Source organism: Streptomyces sp. CB01580 (assembly GCF_001905795.1).
GTDB lineage: Bacteria > Actinomycetota > Actinomycetes > Streptomycetales > Streptomycetaceae > Streptomyces.
Map to the genome: position 1 here is coordinate 1 of NZ_LIXJ01000030.1, position 20,023 is coordinate 20,023.

Annotated in this window: 16 protein-coding genes and 4 pseudogenes; 7 read left to right on the top strand and 13 right to left on the bottom strand. The window is 70.8% G+C overall.

Features of this window, described 5'->3' with window-relative positions; all coding sequences use genetic code 11:
* From AMK22_RS42140 to AMK22_RS41300, 3 pseudogenes are all read right to left on the bottom strand, one after another.
* Positions 1 to 201, bottom strand: a pseudogene (locus tag AMK22_RS42140) (CinA family protein); the annotation flags it as partial.
* Positions 202 to 203: 2 nt separating this feature from the next.
* Positions 204 to 287: pseudogene (locus AMK22_RS42450) on the bottom strand (DUF6332 family protein); the annotation flags it as partial.
* A 445-nt stretch (positions 288 to 732) separates the two neighbouring features.
* Positions 733 to 917, bottom strand: a pseudogene (locus tag AMK22_RS41300) (alpha/beta hydrolase); the annotation flags it as partial.
* Between the two features lie 120 nt (positions 918 to 1,037).
* Between AMK22_RS41300 and AMK22_RS39670 the strand changes: the two are divergent.
* Entirely contained in the window at positions 1,038 to 1,214 is a 177-nt protein-coding gene (locus AMK22_RS39670) for a hypothetical protein (protein ID WP_158072090.1), read from the top strand.
* A gap of 89 nt (positions 1,215 to 1,303) precedes the next feature.
* Positions 1,304 to 2,680, top strand: a complete 1,377-nt coding sequence (locus tag AMK22_RS30515; RefSeq protein ID WP_242434200.1) for a M1 family metallopeptidase — start codon at positions 1,304 to 1,306, stop codon at positions 2,678 to 2,680.
* A 296-nt stretch (positions 2,681 to 2,976) separates the two neighbouring features.
* On the opposite strand, the gene AMK22_RS39675 is transcribed toward AMK22_RS30515, so the two are convergent.
* Positions 2,977 to 3,114: a hypothetical protein gene (locus tag AMK22_RS39675; protein ID WP_158072091.1), complete on the bottom strand. Its 138-nt coding sequence runs from the start codon at positions 3,112 to 3,114 to the stop codon at positions 2,977 to 2,979.
* Positions 3,115 to 3,132: 18 nt separating this feature from the next.
* On the opposite strand from AMK22_RS39675, the gene AMK22_RS30525 reads away from it, so the two are divergent.
* Positions 3,133 to 4,506 (top strand): site-specific integrase, encoded by a 1,374-nt coding sequence (locus AMK22_RS30525; protein ID WP_199883353.1) that lies wholly within the window; start codon positions 3,133 to 3,135, stop codon positions 4,504 to 4,506.
* A gap of 405 nt (positions 4,507 to 4,911) precedes the next feature.
* Here the strand turns inward: AMK22_RS30525 and exaC are convergent, their stop codons facing one another.
* The 4 genes from exaC to AMK22_RS30550 form a co-directional block, all read right to left on the bottom strand.
* A complete protein-coding gene (gene exaC / locus AMK22_RS30535) occupies positions 4,912 to 6,435 on the bottom strand; it encodes an acetaldehyde dehydrogenase ExaC (RefSeq protein WP_073790336.1) in 1,524 nt (507 codons plus the stop codon).
* Positions 6,436 to 6,729: 294 nt separating this feature from the next.
* The gene (locus tag AMK22_RS30540) at positions 6,730 to 8,013 is read right to left on the bottom strand and encodes a GAF domain-containing protein (RefSeq protein ID WP_073790338.1); all 1,284 of its coding nucleotides are present in this window, start codon (positions 8,011 to 8,013) and stop codon (positions 6,730 to 6,732) included.
* A 126-nt stretch (positions 8,014 to 8,139) separates the two neighbouring features.
* Positions 8,140 to 8,733 carry an N-acetylmuramoyl-L-alanine amidase gene (locus AMK22_RS30545; protein WP_073790340.1) on the bottom strand — a complete coding sequence of 198 codons (594 nt, stop codon included), beginning with the start codon at positions 8,731 to 8,733 and terminating at the stop codon, positions 8,140 to 8,142.
* Between the two features lie 52 nt (positions 8,734 to 8,785).
* Entirely contained in the window at positions 8,786 to 9,262 is a 477-nt protein-coding gene (locus tag AMK22_RS30550; RefSeq protein WP_073790342.1) for a hypothetical protein, read from the bottom strand.
* Positions 9,263 to 9,646: 384 nt separating this feature from the next.
* On the opposite strand from AMK22_RS30550, the pseudogene AMK22_RS30555 reads away from it, so the two are divergent.
* Positions 9,647 to 9,948, top strand: a pseudogene (locus AMK22_RS30555) (transposase); the annotation flags it as partial.
* Positions 9,949 to 10,027: 79 nt separating this feature from the next.
* Here the strand turns inward: AMK22_RS30555 and AMK22_RS30560 are convergent.
* Positions 10,028 to 11,443 (bottom strand): SWIM zinc finger family protein, encoded by a 1,416-nt coding sequence (locus AMK22_RS30560; protein ID WP_079186484.1) that lies wholly within the window; start codon positions 11,441 to 11,443, stop codon positions 10,028 to 10,030.
* Positions 11,440 to 14,346, bottom strand: coding sequence for a DEAD/DEAH box helicase (locus tag AMK22_RS30565; RefSeq protein ID WP_073790344.1), 2,907 nt, complete (start codon positions 14,344 to 14,346; stop codon positions 11,440 to 11,442). Before AMK22_RS30565 ends, AMK22_RS30560 begins: the two co-directional genes overlap by 4 nt.
* Positions 14,347 to 14,675: 329 nt before the next feature.
* Here AMK22_RS30565 and AMK22_RS30570 point away from each other — a divergent pair, with 329 nt between their 5' ends.
* Together AMK22_RS30570 and AMK22_RS30575 are read left to right on the top strand one after the other, a co-directional pair.
* Positions 14,676 to 15,845, top strand: a complete 1,170-nt coding sequence (locus tag AMK22_RS30570) for a fatty acid desaturase family protein (protein WP_242434202.1) — start codon at positions 14,676 to 14,678, stop codon at positions 15,843 to 15,845.
* Positions 15,846 to 15,928: 83 nt separating this feature from the next.
* On the top strand, positions 15,929 to 16,111 hold the full coding sequence (locus AMK22_RS30575) for a hypothetical protein (RefSeq protein WP_073790471.1): 183 nt from the start codon (positions 15,929 to 15,931) through the stop codon (positions 16,109 to 16,111).
* Positions 16,112 to 16,282: 171 nt separating this feature from the next.
* Here the strand turns inward: AMK22_RS30575 and AMK22_RS30580 are convergent, their stop codons facing one another.
* On the bottom strand, positions 16,283 to 17,314 hold the full coding sequence (locus AMK22_RS30580) for a hypothetical protein (protein WP_073790345.1): 1,032 nt from the start codon (positions 17,312 to 17,314) through the stop codon (positions 16,283 to 16,285).
* A 222-nt stretch (positions 17,315 to 17,536) separates the two neighbouring features.
* On the opposite strand from AMK22_RS30580, the gene AMK22_RS30585 reads away from it, so the two are divergent.
* On the top strand, positions 17,537 to 18,442 hold the full coding sequence (locus AMK22_RS30585) for an oxygenase MpaB family protein (protein ID WP_242434203.1): 906 nt from the start codon (positions 17,537 to 17,539) through the stop codon (positions 18,440 to 18,442).
* Positions 18,443 to 18,608: 166 nt separating this feature from the next.
* Here the strand turns inward: AMK22_RS30585 and AMK22_RS30590 are convergent, their stop codons facing one another.
* Both AMK22_RS30590 and AMK22_RS30595 read right to left on the bottom strand, forming a co-directional pair.
* Entirely contained in the window at positions 18,609 to 19,208 is a 600-nt protein-coding gene (locus AMK22_RS30590; RefSeq protein ID WP_073790348.1) for a class I SAM-dependent methyltransferase, read from the bottom strand.
* 223 nt (positions 19,209 to 19,431) lie between these two features.
* Positions 19,432 to 20,007 (bottom strand): TerD family protein, encoded by a 576-nt coding sequence (locus tag AMK22_RS30595; RefSeq protein WP_073790472.1) that lies wholly within the window; start codon positions 20,005 to 20,007, stop codon positions 19,432 to 19,434.
* Positions 20,008 to 20,023: the final 16 nt, after the last annotated feature.

Below are 20,023 nucleotides of genomic sequence, written 5' to 3' on the forward strand. Positions count from 1 at the left end.
CTGCGGGTCGGGGCACGCGACGCCGGTGGTCGCCACTCCCCAGTCTGCACCGAGAACGCGCCGCACACCTGTCGCCATCTGCCGCGCCACGTCCGCGTCGACCGCGCCGCGCTCCGCCAGGAGGGCACCGTCCACACCGAGCAGTTCCCGCTTCAGGGGCGTCGCGTAGGCCGTCACGGACCCCCGGAAGCCTGATGCGGCACTAGCACGGCGGAAGTCACCAGGGAGAAAACGATCTCCACCGTCATTGCGTCCTTTTCCCAGCGCGACTCACGTCCCAGGTCCACACGGCAAGTTTCACATCGCGGTCAAGTCCACCACACCTGCGCCTGACTGCTGACTCTCACGGGCGGCTCGGTCACCAATTGAGATGGCTTGTTATTGTCCTGTCCCAGATAACTGTGGGCATGGCGGGGCTCTGACCTGCGGTGCTTACGGTTGAGTGGGACGAACGGGCTCCTCCTGTCCCGCTCAACCGTAGGCAGCCGCCTCTGGGGGGTGCATCGCGAAAGTCCACTGATTGTCTGGCGTTCCTGGTGGGGTGAGCCTGAGGGATCCCACTGGACCCGGGCGGGCCGGTGCGCTGGCCTGAGCCTGCTCACGCGATCCGGCCCGCGCACCTACTGCCGCACCGTGAAGCGCCTGGTGGAGTGTCAGCGCGCTGTGAGGTTTGCGAGCAGCTCGGCGGCGGGCTTCGGGTGGACGAGCCAGCGCAGGTGACTCCCTTCGAGACCACACCAGCACCGCCGACACCTCGGGCCGGGCGTTGGCGACGGCGGAGGCCGTGACGCCGCCCCTGCTGTGGGCGACGAGGATGGTCGGCCCGTTCCTCTTGGCCCGTTCGAGGACTTCGATCACTCGGGTGGCGTTGTCGGCGAGCGTGATCCCTTGATGCTTCCCGGTTCTGCGGCGAGTGCGTCGTGGCCGTACCTGCACGAGACCGGAACTCTCCGGAAGTTGCCTACACATGACCGGGACGGCGTCGCATATGTGTCGTCTGCCACGACATCGTCAGTGGTTCTGCCACGGAAGTGTCAGTGGGGCTGGAGTTCGACGAGCAGGCTGTGGATGTGGCCGCCGGCACCGACGAGACCCAGGCCAACCTCGTCAGCCGCAAGGAGTGTAAAGAACTTTTACCAATTTTGAAGCAACCAATGGACGATGCCGACTTTCTGACGTCTCGCGCCCTGCGATCGATGGGAGACACGAGATGAAACCGCATATGGCTAAGGGCAGCCGGCCTCGGTCGGCGCTCCCGGGCTGTCTGTCCGGCTGGGCCCCGGCCACAGCACTCCTCCTGGCCGTGACGACATCCTGCACCGGCTCCGCACCGGGAAACGGTGCCGTCGCGGTCGGAAAGCCCGGCACGGCCGGAGTGGGGGATCGGCTGTTCCCAGGGCTCGGCAATGGTGGCTATGACGTGCTGCACTACGGGCTGACGCTGGATTACGTGCCCGAGACCAACCACCTGAAGGGCACGGCGATCATCACAGCGCGGGCCACCCAGGACCTGAGCCGCTTCAACCTCGACCTGTCAGGGCTGCGAGTACGCACCACCACGGTGCAGGGAGCCAAGGCCCAAGTCGCTCGCTCGGGCGACGAGCTGCTCGTGACACCGGCGAAGACGGCGAGGAACCGCGAAGTCTTCAAGACAGTCGTCACCTACGACGGCACACCACGCACACTCAAGGACGACGACGGAGGACTGGAAGGCTGGATAGAGACCGACGACGGCTCGACAGCCCTGGGTCAGCCGTCCGGCTCCATGACCTGGTTCCCGGGCAACCACCACCCGTCGGACAAGGCCACGTACGACATCACGGTCACCGTGCCCAAGGACGAGGACGGCGACCCCTACGACGTGATCAGCAACGGTGCGCTGATCACGGAGGAGGACAAGGGCAAAACGGTGACCCGGCACTGGCGCACTGAGGAGCCCATGGCCAGCTACCTCGCACACGTCTCGGTCGGATACTTCGAGATCCATAAGGGCTGGACGGACGACGACGTGCCCGTCTACGTCGCCATCGACCCCGCCGAGGCCGAAGACTCCGCCGATGTCGCAGACCTGGTGCCCGAGATCGTCGACTGGGCCGGCAAACGCTTCGGTCCCTACCCCTTCTCCTCAACCGGCGCCATCGTCGACCACCTGCCCGGGCTCGACTACGCCCTGGAGACCCAGACCAAGTCCTACTTCGGCGAGGCGCCCGAAGAGGCTCTGCTCGTGCACGAACTGGCACACCAGTGGTTCGGCAACTCCGTCACCCCACGCAAGTGGAAGGACATGTGGCTCAGCGAAGGTCTGGCCACCTACGCGGAGTGGCTTTGGGAGGAGGAGCGGGGCAACAGGAGCACCACCGAGATCTTCGAGGACTTCTACGACGGCACGGACGCCGAGAGCGAGGGCATCTGGGCGTTCCCGCCGGCGGATCCGCCCAGCGGAGGGCACGTCTCCGACCCGCCCGTCTACGGACGCGGTGCCATGGTCGTACACAAGGTGCGCAGGGCCGTCGGCGACGAGACCTTCTTCGGCATCCTTCGTACCTGGACCCGGCAGCACCGGCACGGCAATGCTGACACCCGGCAGTTCATAGCCCTGTGCGAGAGCAAGTCCGGGAAGGACTTGACCGCGCTCTTCAACACCTGGCTCTTCGACAAGAAGAAGCCCTCCTGGATGTGAGGAGGGCAATCCGACGAGAGAAGGGCTCTCCCCGGGGGGAAGCTTCTCCAGCCCGCAGGAGGCCCTACGCAGGCGGGTACACCAGCGTGATCTCGCGGTTCAGGCCTGTCTCGTCCGCATCCGGGTACATGGACACCTCACCGTCGGACCACCGCACCAGGAAGTCGTCCGGGTGGCGGTTGTCCGTGTAGTCGCCGGCGCCCAGGATGGTGGCGTGCGTCCAGAGCCGGTTGGGCTTCTTGACCTGGATCTCGCAGGGGAAACCATTTTGGTTGATGTCCTTGCAGAGAGTCAGCTCACCGTCCGTCCATCGGAAAGTTGAAGTAGAGGTCGGCCGCGGCGTCCGTGCCCTTGGCCAGGTACAGCTTGTCGACCGCGTCCCGGCGGCCGGGCGTGCGGTCGGCGGCGCGCTGCGCGGGCCGGTCGCCGCCCACCGCAGTGGTGACGCGGCGTTGGCCGAGCGGGTCGCCAGCCTGCTGCCGGACGGCCAGGTCGCGGGCGGCTCGGTGGGCGTCTCGGTCGCGGTCGTCGACCACGGCACCGTCACCAGGGCCGCGCTGGGCACCACCGACGGCTCGACCCCGGTCACCCCGGACACCGCGTTCGAGACCGGCTCGGCGCAGAAGGTGCTCACCGCGAGCCTGCTCGGCAGCCTCCTTGACGCCGGCAAGATCACCGCAGGACGGCCGCGTACTGCTTCCACAGCGGGACCGGCATCCGAACTGCGAGCTGTCAAGCAGCGGATCACGTGGCACGACCTCGCCCACGAATACCTTGATCAGCGATGGGACCGCACGCCGGGCAACACCCGTCGCACCCTGGCTGATGCATTCGCCACCATCACGCCTGCTCTGGTGGCCGCCGGAGCAGCCTACTCGGAGCCGCGGGTACTGCGGCGCGCCTTGTACTCGTGGGCGTTCAACAAGAACGCATGGGTTGAGGAGCCGAAGGAGGAGTGGCGGAGAGCCCTGGAATGGATGAAACGGAACTCCCTTCCTGTCGGTGCTCTCGCGGAAGCTGATGTGCTGCGACGGGCACTGGACGCCCTGTGTCGCAAGCTGGACGGGAAGAAGGCTGCGGCCAAGACTGCACGGCGTAAGAAGGCTGCGTTCAACGAAGCACTCAACACGGCGGTGGAGAAAGGATATTTCGCCGAGAACCCCCTCAAGGGACTTCGGTGGAACGCTCCAGCGGTCAATGAGGAGGTTGACCCGGCTGCCGTTCCCAACCCGGCCCAGGTTTCCCGGCTTCTCGCGGCGGTTGCTCAGCAACCTGGGTGTGGCCCTCATCTGGAGGCGTTCTTCGGCTGCATGTACTACGCGGCGATGCGGCCGGCAGAGGTCATTCACCTCCGGCTTGAGCAGTGCCATTTGCCCAAGACTGGTTGGGGCGTGCTCAACCTGTCGGGCGGTGTCGTCACCGCAGGGGAGGGCTGGACGGATGACGGCGCCGTGCATGAGGTGCACTCACTGAAGCGTCGGGCCGAGACCACCACCCGGCCTGTGCCCATCCCGCCACAGTTCGTGCGTGTCCTTCGTGCACACATCGACCGCTTCGGCGTGGCACCGGACGGTCGGCTGTTTTGGAACCAGGCCGGCAACTACGTGGACACATCAGCCTATGGTGCGACCTGGGCGCGGGCGCGGGAGTACGTGCTGACACGCATGGAGATCGCTTCCGGGCTGGCCAAGCGGCCCTACGATCTCCGGCACGCAGGCATCTCCTTCTGGTTGTACTCCGGGGTTGACCCGGCTGAACGCGCTCGCCGCGCGGGCCAGAGCATCGAGGTCCTGTTCCGTCACTACGCCAAGTTCCTAGTGCCGTGACCGGCAAGGTTTGCCCGGAAGGAGCGGCGTCCGGTGCGTGCGATCGCAAGGCGGCCGAAAGCCCTCGTAGCGGGCTACGTGGGCTTTCGGCCAACGCCGCGAGCGTGCGTGCCGGGCGGTGCGACGGGGCAAACGTTGCCGGGAGCGGCACTAGATGGCGTCCGGGAGCAGGCCAACCGCCTCATCGAGCAGTCCATGGAGGAGTGGGACCGCGTCAGCCGGGGCGAGTCGCCTGGGGAGTGAGCCGGGGTTTTGGTCCGTGACTGGTCCGGAAGAGCTGGTCAGGAACGGGATACCGGTGGGATGAACTGGGAGTTTCGGTGCAAACGCAACCCCTCCCTCGGTAAGGTAAGCGAGGGGCGCCTGCCGGGCAAAAGCCCAGGTCAGGCGCCCTCTTTCGTGCTCCTAGAAGAACCCGATCTTCTTCGGCGAGTAGCTCACCAGCAGATTCTTCGTCTGCTGGTAGTGCTCCAGCATCATCCTGTGGTTCTCCCGGCCGATGCCCGACTGCTTGTAGCCGCCGAATGCGGCATGGGCCGGGTACGCGTGGTAGCAGTTCGTCCAGACCCTGCCTGCCTGGATGGCGCGGCCCGCGCGGTACGCGGTGTTGACGTCGCGGGTCCACACGCCCGCGCCGAGGCCGTACAGCGTGTCGTTCGCCGTCCTGATCGCGTCGTCGAAGTCCGAGAAGGACGTCACCGCCACGACCGGGCCGAAGATCTCCTCCTGGAAGACCCGCATGCGGTTGTCGCCCTCGAAGACCGTCGGCTGGACGTAGTAGCCGCCCGCCAGCTCCCCGTCGTGCTCGATCCGCTGACCGCCGGTGAGGATCTTCGCGCCCTCCTGCCGGCCGATGTCCAGGTAGGAGAGGATCTTCTGCAACTGGTCGTTGGACGCCTGCGCGCCGATCATGGTGTCCGTGTCCAGCGGGTTCCCCGCCACGATCTTCTCGGTGCGGGCGATGCCCGCCTGCAGGAACTCGTCGTAGAGCCCGCGCTGGATCAGCGCGCGCGACGGACAGGTGCACACCTCGCCCTGGTTGAGGGCGAACATGGTGAAGCCCTCCAGGGCCTTGTCGCGGAAGTCGTCGTCCTCGTTCCACACGTCGTCGAAGAAGATGTTCGGGGACTTGCCGCCCAGCTCCAGTGTGACCGGCTTGATGTTCTCGGAGGCGTACTGCATGATCAGCCGCCCCGTCGTCGTCTCGCCGGTGAACGCGATCTTCGCGACGCGCGGGCTGGACGCGAGGGGCTTGCCGGCCTCGGCGCCGAAGCCATTGACGATGTTCACCACGCCCGGCGGCAGGAGATCGGCGACCAGGTTCAGCCACACGTGGATGGAGGCCGGGGTCTGCTCGGCCGGCTTCAGGACCACCGCGTTGCCCGCCGCGAGCGCGGGGGCCAGCTTCCACGTCGCCATCAGGATGGGGAAGTTCCACGGGATGATCTGGGCCACCACTCCCAGCGGCTCGTGGAAGTGGTACGCGACGGTGTCGTCGTCGATCTGGCTGAGGGTCCCTTCCTGAGCGCGCAGCACACCGGCGAAGTAGCGGAAGTGGTCGATGGCCAGAGGGATGTCGGCGGCCAGGGTCTCGCGCACCGGCTTGCCGTTGTCCCAGCTCTCGGCAACCGCCAGCTCCTCCAGATGTGCCTCCATCCGGTCGGCGATCCGGTTGAGGATCGAGGCACGGTCGGCCGCAGAGGTGGCGCCCCACGCGGGCGCCGCGGCGTGTGCCGCGTCCAGGGCGCGTTCGACGTCCTCGGCGGTGCCCCGGGCGACCTCGGTGAACGGCTTGCCGTTCACCGGACTGGGATTCTCGAAGTACTGACCCCGCACGGGCGGGACGTACGCACCGCCGATCCAGTGGTCGTAGCGGGACTCGTACGAGACGATGGCGCCCTCGGTGCCCGGCGCGGCGTAACGGGTCATCTCTGTGGTCTCCCGGATCCGGTGCCGCCCGCCGTTGGACGGCTCTCGGCGCGAGGGTAGACCGCGCTACGTTGCAACCCCGTTGCACACGCGTGGCGGGCACCTGAGGGCTGTCCCGCAATCCCTGGTGGGTCGGCGCGCGGCGTCCGATGCGGTGCGTCGCGGGGCGGAGGGGCGCCCGCGTGCTGGATGTATGCGGGCGTTTCGACAACGCGGCGAGGTGCCGCAGCTGTCGTCGTGCGCCCGCCAGGAATTACGGGAAAGTCCTTGGGGTTGTCGTCGATCTTCCGCCCGCTACGGCAGTTCGAGGACTGGGCCCGGCCCTGCCGCCCCCTGTTCCGTCTCCAGCGCCCGAACCCGGGCGAGCAGTGCCGGGCGCCGGTCCCCGGGCGCGGCCGCCGCGAGCGCCCGCCAGACCGGAAGATCGTCCTCGCCCCAGGGGCTGTGCGCCCAGTCGGCCAGCAGCCCCGGGTCACCGCGCGCGATCAGTGCCGCCCGCAACTGCTCGTCGAGCCGGTGGCGCAAGCGGACGACGGACGGCGACTGCGAGCCGGGCAGCAGAGGGCCCGCGTAGACGCCCAGCGCCGATGCCACCGAGCCCGACGCCAGTCTGCGCGCCACCGTGTCGAAGTCGGCGTCTACGACGGCCGAGAGCCGGTAGGGGCGGGAGAGCAGGAGGTCTGGCCCCAGGAGCCGCCGCAGCCGGGAGAGTTCGGCCCGCAGCGTCACGGGGGTCACAGACTCGTCCTCGTACAGTTCGACGAGGAGTTCGTCGCCGCCGAGGCCCTCGGGATGCCGGGCCAGGGTCACCAGGATCTCGCTGTGCCGTCTGCTGAGTCGCACCCTGCGGCCGCCCGCGACGAAGAGCGCCTCGTCCCGGCCGAGCGCGGTGAGCTGTACGGTCCCGTCGCCGGGCGCGGGCGCGAGCAGAGCCAGCTGCGACTCGGCGGCCCGCGCCACCGCCTGCACGAACGCCAGACTGTGCGGATGCGCGAGCCGGTCCCCTCCGGTGATGTCCACCGCGCCCAGCACCCGCCCCGTGCGCGGGTCGTGCAGCGGCGCCGCCGCGCACGTCCACTGCTGGACCGTCCGGCGGAAGTGCTCGGCGGCGAAGACCTGCACCGGCCGGCCGACGGCGAGGGCCGTGCCCGGCGCGTTCGTCCCGGCAACGCACTCCGCCCAGCGGGCGCCCTCCACGAAGTTCATCCGGCTCGCGGCGCGTCGGGCCTTCGGATGTCCCTCGACCCACAGCAGTCTGCCGTGCGCGTCGCACACCGCGAGCAGGTGCTCCCCGTCCGTCGCGTACGTGCACATCAACTCGCGGATCACCGGCATGACGGGGGCCAGGGGATGCCCGTCCCGGTACGGCCCCAGGTCGTCCGTGCCCAGTTCGACCGGGGCCGTGCCGTCGGGGCTGACCCGGGCCCGGGCTGAACGGCGCCACGACTCGGCGACCACCGGCCGCACCGGGTGCTCCAGCCGCCCGGCCGTGGTGAACACCTCGTGCGCGTGCCGCAGCCGGCCGAGCCACCGCCCCGGGTCCGTACCGGTTGCCAGGGCCACCCAGGGGTCCGTCAACTCACCCTCCCGTCCAGGCGCGTCGTGCACCCCCCATCGTGGCCGCAGCGGACGGCCGCCACAACTGTGGCGCGCGGCGACCGGACGGGCGCCGCCGCTCGGCAGGACGCCGGGGCGGGGGACGCCTCAGCCGGCCGATTGCAGGTTGACCAGACGGATGTAGCGCACCCAGTCCCAGTTCGGGCCGGGGTCTGTGTGGTCGGAGCCAGGGACCTGGGCGTGGCCGAGGATGTGCGCCCGGTCCTTGGGGATGCCGTGACGGTCGCAGATCGAGGCGGTCAGCAGCGCCGACTTCTCGTACATGGCGTTGGTGAAGTACGACGGCTGATCCACCCAGCCCTCGTGCTCGATGCCGATACTGCGCGTGTTGTAGTCCCAGTTCCCCGCGTGCCAGGCGATGTTCCGCTCCCGGACGCACTGGGCGACGTAGCCGTCCCCCGAACGCACCACGTAGTGCGCGGAGACCTGCTTGGCAGGGTTCTGGAAGATCCCGACCGTGTTCGAGAACGTCTCCTGCGCGACGTGGATGATCACGTACTGGACCGGATAGGCCGAAGGGCGGTTCGAAGCCGTGTAGTTGGACGTGGACGCGGGCGCCCAGTGGGCGACCGGGTAATCCGTGTCGCCCGCCGTCGTGGCGGCCGCGGCGCGGGCGGATGCGGGCAGCAGTGCGGCTGCCGCGGTCGCCGCAGCGCCCTGGAGGATCCTTCTGCGGTGCATGAGAACTCCTGTACGTGGGGGGAATCGAGACGGAGGAACAGGACAAGAGGCGTCAGGGCCGGGGGAGGAGCGCCACGGTCTCCTGCGCAGGGCGGGGGATCCCGCGGTGCGGATCACCCGCGGGCAGCCACTCCTTGAGGGTCTTCGCGACGCTCGTGGGGTTGGTGTCGTACACGTTCGCCGACGGCGCCTCCGCCGCCTGACCGACTGGTTGATGGGCGTCGAGCTCGGACAGACCGTAGTCGCGGCCCGGCCACCGCACCAGCACCAACTGCGATATGCGGCGCGCGCCTTCGAGAGGGCGCGCGGAAGCCGTCGGCATCGGATGACTGTCGGACTCGGTGCGCGGCCACGGCGTCGAAGCGCCGTTCAGCAACTCGACCACGGCCACCGTGCTCATCGCGCACTCCACGGCCATGCCGCGGGTCTTGCCCTCGCCCTGACGGGCAGGGCCGTCGCCCGGCCTCGGTACACCGATGACGGGGGAGCGGCGGCGCGGGTGGAGCCGCGCGAACGCCCGCAGGTGCACCAGGCCGATGATGAGCGCCGAGCACAGTGCCCTGCCTCGTGCGCCGCGGGTCCTTCGTCTTCCCGGCGAGCGGTGCCGCTTCCCGGATCCCCCGACACCCGTGGCCCCCTTCGTCCGATGTCCGGAAGGCGTTGTCCGATGTACGGCCCAGCGGCCCGCGCGCCCTACCGTACGGGCGACGCGCGGGCGGCGGAAGACACCGGGTGCCGAATTCGGGTGCGGGGCGGGCGGCATGCAACGGCGGACCGGGCGGGCGCCCTGTCCGGACGCGGGGAGGGCGTACGGAGGGCCGGCGAGCGCGCCGACTCGTGCGTGGGTCCGGGCCCGGGACGCCACCGGCTGCGGGACCGGGCCACCCTGACCCGCCGTATCCGGCCGGTGGCCGGCCACCTCGCGCCCGCTGCCGGACTGGTCCCCGTTCCCCGCGACTCCGGCCGCCGAACCGGCAACCTCCACCGGCCCGAGCGGTACAGCCGCCGCTTGCGACGCGTCTTCTACATGTCCGCGCGGACCAGCATCGTCCGCGACGGGCCGACCGGGACTTCCACCCGAAGAAGCGCGCCGAGGGCGGCAAGCACGTCCATGCAGTCATTGCCCTCGCCCGCCGACGAGCCAGTGTCCTGTGGGCCCTCCTGCGCGACGACCGGGTCTTCACCCCCGAGCTGCCGGTCGCGCAGGCGGCTTGACTTCGTCATCGAGACTCCTGAGGCACGGACAGCTCGGAGGCGCGTCGGGTTCCGCTCTCCCTCTCCACGCGTCTCCCTCTCAGGGCGCGGTGACATCGAGTTGAACACCGGGGCGGCGCGCGGCGGCTGACGGAGGAGCGGAAGGCTCTGCACCGCCCAGCGCCGCCGCCGGGTCCTCGTCCCCGGGGCCTGCCGGTACCCAGTGACCGTCCTCGTCGAGGTACGGCCACCAGCGGCCGTCCCGGCCGTAGCGGAGCTGCACACCGTCCTCCGCGGCCGTCCAGCGGTTGCCGACGGCCCGCAGCCTGGGGCGCTCGTCCCCCTCCCATGCGGCGGTGAGCCGGGCCTGAGCCCTGGTCAGGGTCTCCGGGGCCGGCGTCCACTCCTCGTCGAGCACGGCGAGACCGGCCGCCCCGCCGTACCGCCAGGCGCGCACCGCCGCGTCGAGGGCGGCCGGGCTCCGTCCCGATCCGGCGGCCAGCCGCTTCGCGATCCAGGGTTCGGGCCGGGCGCCCGCGAGCAGCCGCACGGCGTCCTGACGCGGCGTCAGCGCGACGGGCGGCGGCCGGTGCGCATGGTCGGGGGAGAGGGCGTCCGCCAGCATCCAGTGGGCACGCGCCGCACCGTCGGCCGCCAGAAGCTCCAGGACCGCCGTGTCGATGCCGGGCTCCGGTTCGGTCTCCGTCCCCAGCGACGGGACCGGACCCGGCTCGCCCGGCAGGGGCGGGGGAGCGGGCAGCGGGGGCAGGATGTCCCGTGCGGCGAACGCCTCGTCCGCCCGCACCCCTCCGTCCGCCGCCTCCGCCGACGCGGCGCCCACGCCACCGGATCCGTCGGTCGGGGCACCCCGGCCGGACGCCCCCCGCTCCGAGGCGCTGGCCACGATGCGCAGTTGGAGCTCGTCCAGGAGCCGACGTTCGCCACGCCCCCGCATGAGCAGCAGCACGAAGGGATCCTGGTCGAGCAACCGAGCCACCTGGTAGCACAGCGCGGCGGTGTGCGGGCAGTGGTCCCACGCCTCGCAGCTGCATTCGGGTTCCAGGTCGCCGATGCCCGGGAGCAGTTCCACCCCTGCCGCCGCCGCGTCCTCGACCAGATGGGGCGGCATCTCGCGATCGAGGAGCGCCGCGACATGCCCGGCGCGGGCGGCGGCCACGTCCAGGAAGCGCTCCCAGTCCGCCTCGTCCAGCTCCTGGAACAGCACGTCGCTGCGGTACGCCGACCCGTTCCGGTCGCGGACGACCGCGGTGATCCGGCCCGGCCGTACCGACACCGCGCCGACCAGGCCCTCGCGCGCGACCCCGCGCCCCTTCTTGAGCTGGGAGCCGTCCAGCGCGGTGTCCTCCAGGGCCTTCAGCCATGCCCGTCCCCACCAGGAGTCGGCGAATCCGCGTCCGCGCGCGGGCGGCAGCGCGGTGAAGGTACGTTCCTGCGCCGATGCCGCGTCGGCGCCGTGTCCCGCCTTGCCGTCGTATCCGCCGTGACCGTGGTTCATCGGGAGCCCTCTCGTAGTTCCACCAGTTCGGCCAGTTCCGCGTCCGTCAGTTCGGTGAACGCCGCCTCGCCGGAGCCGAGCACCGCGTCGGCCAGCCCCTGCTTCCTGGTCAGCATGTCGGCGATCCGGTCCTCGACGGTGCCTTCGGCGATCAGCCGGTGCACCTGCACCGGCTGGGTCTGGCCGATCCGGTACGCGCGGTCGGTGGCCTGCGCCTCCACCGCGGGGTTCCACCATCGGTCGAAGTGCACGACATGCCCGGCGCGGGTCAGGTTGAGCCCGGTACCCGCCGCCTTCAGCGACAGCAGGAAGACCGCGTACTCGCCCGCCTGGAATCTCCCCACCATCGCCTCCCGTTCCATGACCGGTGTGCCGCCGTGCAGGAACTGTGTGGGTACGCCCCGGGCCGCCAGGTGCCGTTCGAGCAGCCGGGCCATGGCCACGTACTGCGTGAACACGAGCACGCTCGCGCCCTCCGCCAGGATCGTGTCGAGCAACTCGTCCAGCAGCTCCACCTTCCCCGAGCGGCCCTCGATCCGCGGCGCGTTCTCCTTGAGGTACTGCGCAGGGTGATTGCAGATCTGCTTCAGGGCCGTCAGGAGCTTCACCACCAGCCCGCGCCGCGCGAAACCGTCGGCGGTCGAGAGCGCGGTCAGGGTCTCGCGGACCACCGCCTCGTAGAGTCCGGTCTGTTCCGCGGTGAGCGACACCGTCCGGTCCGTCTCGGTCTTCGGCGGCAGTTCCGGGGCGATGCCGGGATCCGACTTGCGCCGCCGCAACAGGAACGGCCGCACCAGTGCGGCGAGCCGTTCGGCAGCCGCCGGATCGCCGCCCTCCGCGGTCCGCGCGTAGCGCGTGCGGAAGGTGCCGAGGCGGCCCAGCAGGCCGGGCGTGGTCCAGTCGAGGATCGCCCACAGCTCCGACAGGTTGTTCTCCACCGGGGTGCCGGTGAGCGCGATCCGCGCCCGCGCGCCGATCGTCCGCAGCTGCTTGGCGGTCGCCGAGTACGGGTTCTTGACGTGCTGTGCCTCGTCGGCGACCACCAGACCCCACTCGACCTCGGCGAGCCTCGCCGCGTCGAGCCGCATGGTGCCGTAGGTGGTCAGGACGAACTCACCGGCCGCCGGACCCGTGAGGTCGCGCGCCCCGCCGTGGAAGCGGCGGACCGGAGTGCCCGGCGCGAACTTCTCGATCTCCCGCTGCCAGTTCCCCATGAGCGAGGTCGGGCACACCACGAGGGTCGGTCCGGTGTCCGGACCGGCGGCGAGCCGGTGCAGGTGCAGCGCGATCAGGGTGATGGTCTTGCCGAGGCCCATGTCGTCCGCGAGGCAGCCGCCGAGGCCGAGCGAGGTCATGGTGTGCAGCCAGTTCAGACCACGCAACTGGTAGTCGCGCAACACGGCGTCGAGCGCCGTCGGCTGACCGATCGTCCACCGTTCGTCCCGTGCCGCGTCGGACTCCGGATCCGCCAGCCTGCGACGCAGCTGTTCCAGTTGGCCGGTGGCGTGCACGGCGACCCGGCGGCCGTCGAACTCGGCGGAACCGGTCAGTACGGCGCCCAGCGCGTCGATCGGCGCGACCTTGCGGTCCCGGGTCTCCCGGGCGCGTCGCACCTCCTCGGGATCGATCAGTACCCACTGGTCGCGCAGTCGCACCAGCGGCCTGCCGGCCTCGGCGAGCCGGTCCAGTTCGGTGCGGCTGAGCTTCTGGTCGCCCAGCGCGAACCACCAGTCGAACGACAGCAGCGCGTCCGTCGACAGGAACGACGGAGCCTCCGCGCCGGTACGGGCCGGTCCCTCGGGCTCCTGGGCGTCGTCGTTGGGCGGGCCGATCACCGCACGTGCGGTGAGCGTGCGGGCCAGTTCGCGCGGCCAGTGCACCTGGACCCCGGCCGCGGCGAGGGCCCGTCCGGCCGGACCGAGGAGTTCCGCGAGCTCCTCGTCGGCCGGTTCGACGAAGTCGGGCACGGCGGCCGACAGCAGCGGTGTCAGCGCGGGCCAGGCCCGGGCGGCCCGCCGCAGAGACAGCAGTGCGTCCATGCGGGCGCGCGGGCCGAACGCCGCAGCTGGGCCCGTCCCCGCGCCCGTCCAGACGTCGGCGGCATCGGCGACCAGCGCCGGATCGCCGACACCGTGGATCTGGAGGATGGCCCGGAAGGAGGCGCCGTCGGCCGTTCCGGCCAGAGGCTCGTCGTCCGCTCCCGCGTCCGTCAGCCCCGACACCTCCATCCGCAGCGAGAGCCGGACGCCCGCATCGTGCCCGGCCGCGACATCGGCGGCCCAGGCGCGCCCGCCCGGCAGACGCCGCGCCTCGTCGACGGCGAACGCGGGGCTCGTCGTGGCGAGGGCCGCGGCCGGCGTACGCGGCAGGCCGTCGGCCACCGCGTCGAGGAACGCGCGGAGCAGCCGTTCGGGTTCCGGCAGCAGCACCGGGTGCGCGGACGCGTCGAGCGGAACGGCGTGGGCGGGCGGCGGCATCGAGGCGGCGAGCGTACGGACGCGCTCCTGGTCGTCCGCGGACAGGGGACCGGCCCGCCAGGCGTCGTGATCGGTGGCGGTGAGTCCGGGCAGCAGCAGGCCGCGGGCGGCGAGTTGCAGCGCGAGAAGCGCGGCGGCGCCCCAGAACGCGGCGGCGCCGGAGGCATGCGGCGCGAGACGCGCGCGCGTCAGCACGGGCAGCGCATCCCGGACGGGGAGCATCAGCGCGGGTACGACGTACACCTGCGCGTCGGCCCCGACGACGGCCAGCTCCTCGACGGAGCCGGGACCGTCGGGCGGAGCGCTGCCGTCCGGATGCCAGAAGATGATACGGCCGGCACGGAACGGGTCCCCGGGGAGGAAGACCACGGAACAGCCGGAGAGTGCGGAGACCTCGGAAAGCGTTGCGGCAGGGAACCTGTGCACAGCGATGGCCCGAATTCCTCAAATTTGACTAGCGTGCTGGGGGGTCGAGAGTACTCCGCGCTCGAGTGGTTCATGCCTGGCGGTGCGGTGATCTGCATCACTGTCGGGCGGCGTGGTTCCACCTTCCGGGTGATGCGGTACTCCGGTCGCCCTGTCGGCCTTCTCACTCCGCCGCCCACCTGCCCCGCGGCGTCCCGGGTGCAGCCGGCCCCACTCGGAGGGCGGGGGCTGGCCCCAGTGGACCAGGGGTGGTGACGTCATGGCCGCCAGGGTTCCGGCGACCGTACGTTTCTACAGGTCAACGCAGCCTTCCAGAGACCGGAGACCCCATGTCCCAGGCCATGTCCACCGCCGCGGAAGGTGTTCGAGACGGTACGGGAGACGCCCCGGAGACGCGAGGCCGCGAAACGGCGCCGAGCCAGGGAAGCGCCCCGGGCCCGGGAACCGCTCCGGGCCGGAAGCCCACCGCGAGCCGGGAATCCGCGCCGGGGCTTGGTACGGCCCCGAACCGGGGGAGCGACTTCGCGCCGCTGCTCCAAGCGGTCAAGGGACAGGGGCTTCTGGAACACCGCACCGGCTGGTACGCGCTCGGCATCGCCGTCAACCTGCTCGCCCTGGGTGCAGTGGTCACCGGCATGTTCCTCATCGGCGACAGCTGGTGGACCCTGCTGCTCGCACTGCCGCTGGCAGTCTTCTGGTCCCGCACCGCGTTCATCGGGCACGACGCCGGGCATGCCCAGATATCCGCCCGCCGCCGGACGAGCCGGGCCGTCGGCCTCGTGCACGGCAACCTGCTGCTGGGGATGAACGAGGCGTGGTGGAACGACAAACACGTGCGCCACCACGCCCACCCCAATCACGTCGACAAGGACCCGGACGTCGCCGTCGGGGCCCTGGTCTGGACCCGGAAACAGGCGGCCCTGCGCGAGGGCTTCGCCCGTTGGCTCACCCGCCACCAGGCCCGGCTGTTCTTCCCCATGCTGCTCCTCGAAGGCATCGCCCTCAAGATCTCCGGATTCCAGTACCTCAGCCGTCAGCCCGCCAGGGAACGCGCCCTCTCGGCCCTGCTCCTGGTCGCCCACCTCGGTCTCTACACGGCACTGCTGCTCACGGTCATGTCGCCCGGGAAGGCAGTCGCCTTCGCCCTCCTGCACCATGCCCTCTTCGGGCTCCATCTGGGCATGGCGTTCGCGCCCAACCACAAGGGCATGGAGATGCCCGACCCCGAAGGCGACCGCTGGGGGCACCTCCAGCGCCAGGTCCTCACCTCGCGCAACGTGCGTGGCGGCGCCCTCACCGACTGGTTCCTCGGCGGACTCAACTACCAGATCGAGCACCACCTCTTCCCGAGCATGCCGCGCCCCCACCTGCGGCTGGCGCAGCCCCTGGTGCGCGCCCACTGCGCGGCGCTCGGCATGCCGTACACGGAGACCGGGCTCGTCGAGTCGTACCGGCAGGCGCTCCGGCACATGCACGAGGTCGGCGAGCCGTTGAGATGACTCTCGGGCAGGCTGGAACCGATGGGACCCCGCGGGCGTTCCCACAACAGGAACGGCTGCGGCCGTGAAGGAGGCGTGTGACGATGTCGAACAGTGCGAAGATCGCCATCGGGGGAGTCGTCGCGGCGGTCGTCCTGATGCCCTTCATCGGGTTCTGGCTGTCGTTGCTCGTCCTGGTCGGCGTGCCGACGGTCGGCTATCTGATGCTGGATCCCGGCCAGCGACGCAGGCTCCGCAGGATCACCCGCAGGGAAATAGGCCGCTGACGGGAGCTGATGGGCAAGGCGACGGTGGAGGTCCGGAGACAGGGAGGGGCCGCGTCGCGCGGCCCGGTCGACTGTGACCGCCCGCCGCGAGTACGCGCTGCCGACAGCCCGTTGCGGTGTCCGCGATCCCGGAGGCTCCGGAGGCCGGGACGGCGGCCGGTGGTACGCCGCTCAGACCGGCCGTACCGCGATCGCGTCCAGAGCCTCCAGCAGACCGGGCAGCTGCGCGCCTCGTCCGACCGGAAACACCTCTCCCGGTTCGTCGTCCAGCAGGACGAATGCCATGTCGTCCGTCCTGGCGACCATGGACCAGCCGGGACCGTCGATGCGCAGCATCCGGCTATCGCCGGCGGCGAAGGAGGACCGTATCCGGCCCGGCGGAGGTGGGGCGTCCAGGTAGGCGTGCGCCTCCGTCAGCGCCCGCCGCAGTCCGGCGTGCGATACGACGGGCGGGGGAGCGGTGGGGGCCGTGGCATCTGGTCCCTCGGCTCCGGCGCCGTGCTCGCCTCCCGCCTTCTCTCCGTCCCGGACCCCGTGCGTGGCCCTTTCCCGGCTCTCCTCCCTTGCTCGAACCCCGGTGCCCGTCCCGGGGGCGGCACCCGTCTCGTCCCCAGGCCCGGCCCCGGTGCCGGTCGTGGCTCCGCTCCCGGACCCGAACCCCGCGCCGTCGTTCGTGACGTCGGAGGAGACCGAGGCAGTTGTGTCGTCCAACTGCTCCCGCCAGGACGTCCATTGGTGCGCGATCTCGTCCGCCCCCATGCGCCGCTGGGCCGGTCCCCATGTGCCCGAGGCGGGAGGCGCGAGGGGGACCGGGCCGCGGCCCCCGGTGTCCGGGGCCGGCGGCGGATCGTGCGGGGCGGCCAGCCCCGGGGCGGCGACTGCGACCCCGAGCGGCCAGCCCGGCAACGCACAGACCATCGAGCGGTCGTCCGGTGACAGGTCGTACTCCATGCCGCAGTCCCAGGCGGCGATCGCCACGGCGACCAGCGACACGTCGTCCACGACCACGGTCCAGCGCGCGCCCCCGGCGTCCTGGCCGAGGACCAGGCCGTACCCCTCGGCATACGGTTCGAGGGCGAGCTCCGCACAGGCGGCGGGGTAGTCGTCACCGAGCACGGTCGGGAACTGCGCGGGCGTGAGCAGCGCCGCGGTCAGCACATACAGCGCGTCGTCGTCGGTGACCGCATCGCCTGTCCCTGCCACGGCTCTCTCCTCGTCCGTCACGGTTGTCGTCGGCGCACCCTAACCAGTCGGTAACTCGCTCGTCGAGGTCCTGACAAGTGGTGCCTGGACCGGCCCACCGCTCCCTGGCTCGTCCGCCGCGGTCCCGGATCCGGACCCGGCCGACAGATGTTCCTTCGAGTGCGGTGCCCGCCTTCCGTCGACGTAGAGTTGGACTTCCGACCGACGCGAGGGGGTAGCCGGGTGAAGCGGTGCGACCGTCTGAAGGAGATTCAGAGTCTCGATCCTGAACGGGACTTCCTGCGGATCTATCGCATCACGGCGACCTACGAGTTTCCGTGGGACATCGCCCGCGCACTCGAACTCGCGCTGTACCGCACCTATGCCGTCCCCAGTATCGGCCGGCTCCTCGCCGAGACCGCCGAGCTGACCGAGCGGTCGCAGAAGCGCTACGACGACACCGCACTTCTCCTCGACACGGTCGTGGAACACGGTTTCGCCGACGAAGCGGGTCGGACGGCCATCCGCCGGATCAACCAGATGCACCGAAGCTACGACATCAGCAATGACGACATGCGCTACGTGCTGTGCACGTTCGTCGTCACGCCGAAGCGGTGGCTCGACGACTTCGGCTGGCGCCGGCTGTCGTCCCACGAACTGCGGGCGTGCGCCGTCTACTACCGGACACTCGGTGCCCACATGGGCATCAAGGACCTGCCGGAGACGTACGAGGACTTCGAGCGCACCCTGGACGCCTACGAGGCCGAGCACTTCGGCTGGGACGAGGGCGGACGCCGCGTCTCCGACGCCACGCTGGACCTGATGGGCTCCTGGTACCCGCGCCCCCTCGCGCCGGTCGCGCGGAAGGCGGCCCTCGCGCTCCTGGACGACTCGCTGCTCCGAGCGTTCAGGTACGAACGCCCCGGGCTGGTGGCCCGTGGGCTCACCCATGGCGCGCTCCGTCTGAGGGCGCGGGCCGTCCGGCTGCTGCCGCCGCGCACCGACCCGCACTACGCGCGACAGAACCCCGAGATCAAGGGGTACCCGAACGGCTACGAAGTCGCCCGGCTGGGGACGTTCCCCACTCCGGGCGTTCGCGGCTGTCCGGTTCCGCACGGTCGGCGCGCCGAAGCACCCGGGCAGGACTGAACCGGAGAGGGGGACGGCGCCCCCGGTCGGCGTGCGTTCCCTCGCCCGTCGGCGCGTCCCCGGCGCGCACCTGAAGCCTGCGCGGTACGTATCGGCGCCTTCGTACGGCGCGGGCGTCAAGACGCTCGTGCAGCGCGGGCGTCAAGGCGCTCGTACAGCGCGGGCGTCAGGCCGTATGCGTGGCGAGCGCGAGAAACCGGTCGTCCACGTCGGTGTAGGCGTCGAGTCGCCAACCGGAACGCGCCAGCATCGGACGGAGGTTGGCCTCGGCCCGCAGGTCGTCCTCCGTGAGCGGGCGGCCGTGGCGGGCCGCCAGAGCGGCGCGTCCGACGGGATGGAACAATGCCAGCCGCCCGCCCGGCCGCACCACCCGGGCCAGCTCGGCCAGATCCGGTCCGGGGTGCGCCAGATGGGAGATGAGACCGGCGGCGAACACTGCGTCGAGCGCCCCCGACCGCAACGGCAGACGGGCGACATCGGCGAGGAGCAGCAGCCCGCTGCGGTCACGGCCCGCCCGTACCGCCGACTCCAGCATCGCCGGTGTCAGATCCACGCCCAGGACCGTGCCGTCCGGTCCCACGGCCGTCCGCAGAGCGGGCAGTGCCCGCCCCGTGCCGCAGCCCGCGTCGAGGACCGCGTCACCGGAGCGCAGACCGATAGCCTCGACGGCCGCGGCGTAGGCGGGCCCGTCATCGGGGAAACGGGCGTCCCAGCCCGCCGCGCGGGCCGTGAAGAACTCCTGGACATGTGCGTGGTCACCGGACATGTCAAAATGATCGCGCAATCGCCGCGGGAGCGGAACACGGCACCACGCCGACGCCCCTCCGCGACGCGGCCCACGGCACGTGGCCCCGCGGCCCACGGCCGGTACCGGCGTCGTGGCCTCGCCAGGAGCGGCACCTGGCGAGGCCGACCACTCTCCCCGAACCCGCGGAGGGTCGGGGAGAGTGGCCGGGTGCGGGTTCAGCGGGCGCGAACGGCCTGCGGAATCAGACGTTGACTCCGTAGTCGGACGCGATTCCGGCGAGCCCCGAAGCGTAGCCCTGGCCGACCGCTCGGAACTTCCACTCCGCGCCGTGCCGGTAGAGCTCGCCGAAGACCATGGCGGTCTCGGTCGAGGCGTCCTCACTGAGGTCGTAGCGCGCGAGCTCGACGCCGTTCGACCGGTTCACCACGCGAATGAAGGCGTTGCGGACCTGGCCGAAGCTCTGGCCGCGGCTCTGGGCCTCATGGATGGAGACCGGGAAGACGATCTTGGCGACATCGGCGGGCACGGCGGACAGGTCCACATTGATGGACTCGTCGTCGCCCTCGCCCTCCCCGGTCAGGTTGTCACCGGTGTGCTGGACCGAACCGTCGGGGCTCGTCAGGTTGTTGTAGAAGACGAAGTGCAGGTCGGAGAGGACCTTCCCGGTCTGCGAGCACAGCAGCGCACTCGCGTCCAGGTCATGGTCGGCGCCCGTGGTCGTGCGCACGTCCCAGCCCAGACCGACCGTCACCGCGGTCAGGCCGGGTGCCTCCTTCGACAAGGAGACATTGCCGCCCTTGGCCAGGCTCACACCCATGAACATCCTCCAGTGG

Coding starts and splice junctions, on each gene's coding strand:
- exaC (WP_073790336.1), bottom strand. CDS start 6,435: ATGACCCGTTACGCCGCGCCGGGCACCGAGGGCGCCATCGTCTCGTAC.
- AMK22_RS30545 (WP_073790340.1), bottom strand. CDS start 8,733: ATGCACCGCAGAAGGATCCTCCAGGGCGCTGCGGCGACCGCGGCAGCC.
- AMK22_RS30560 (WP_079186484.1), bottom strand. CDS start 11,443: ATGAACCACGGTCACGGCGGATACGACGGCAAGGCGGGACACGGCGCC.
- AMK22_RS30570 (WP_242434202.1), top strand. CDS start 14,676: ATGTCCCAGGCCATGTCCACCGCCGCGGAAGGTGTTCGAGACGGTACG.
- AMK22_RS30575 (WP_073790471.1), top strand. CDS start 15,929: ATGTCGAACAGTGCGAAGATCGCCATCGGGGGAGTCGTCGCGGCGGTC.
- AMK22_RS30590 (WP_073790348.1), bottom strand. CDS start 19,208: ATGTCCGGTGACCACGCACATGTCCAGGAGTTCTTCACGGCCCGCGCG.
- AMK22_RS30595 (WP_073790472.1), bottom strand. CDS start 20,007: ATGGGTGTGAGCCTGGCCAAGGGCGGCAATGTCTCCTTGTCGAAGGAG.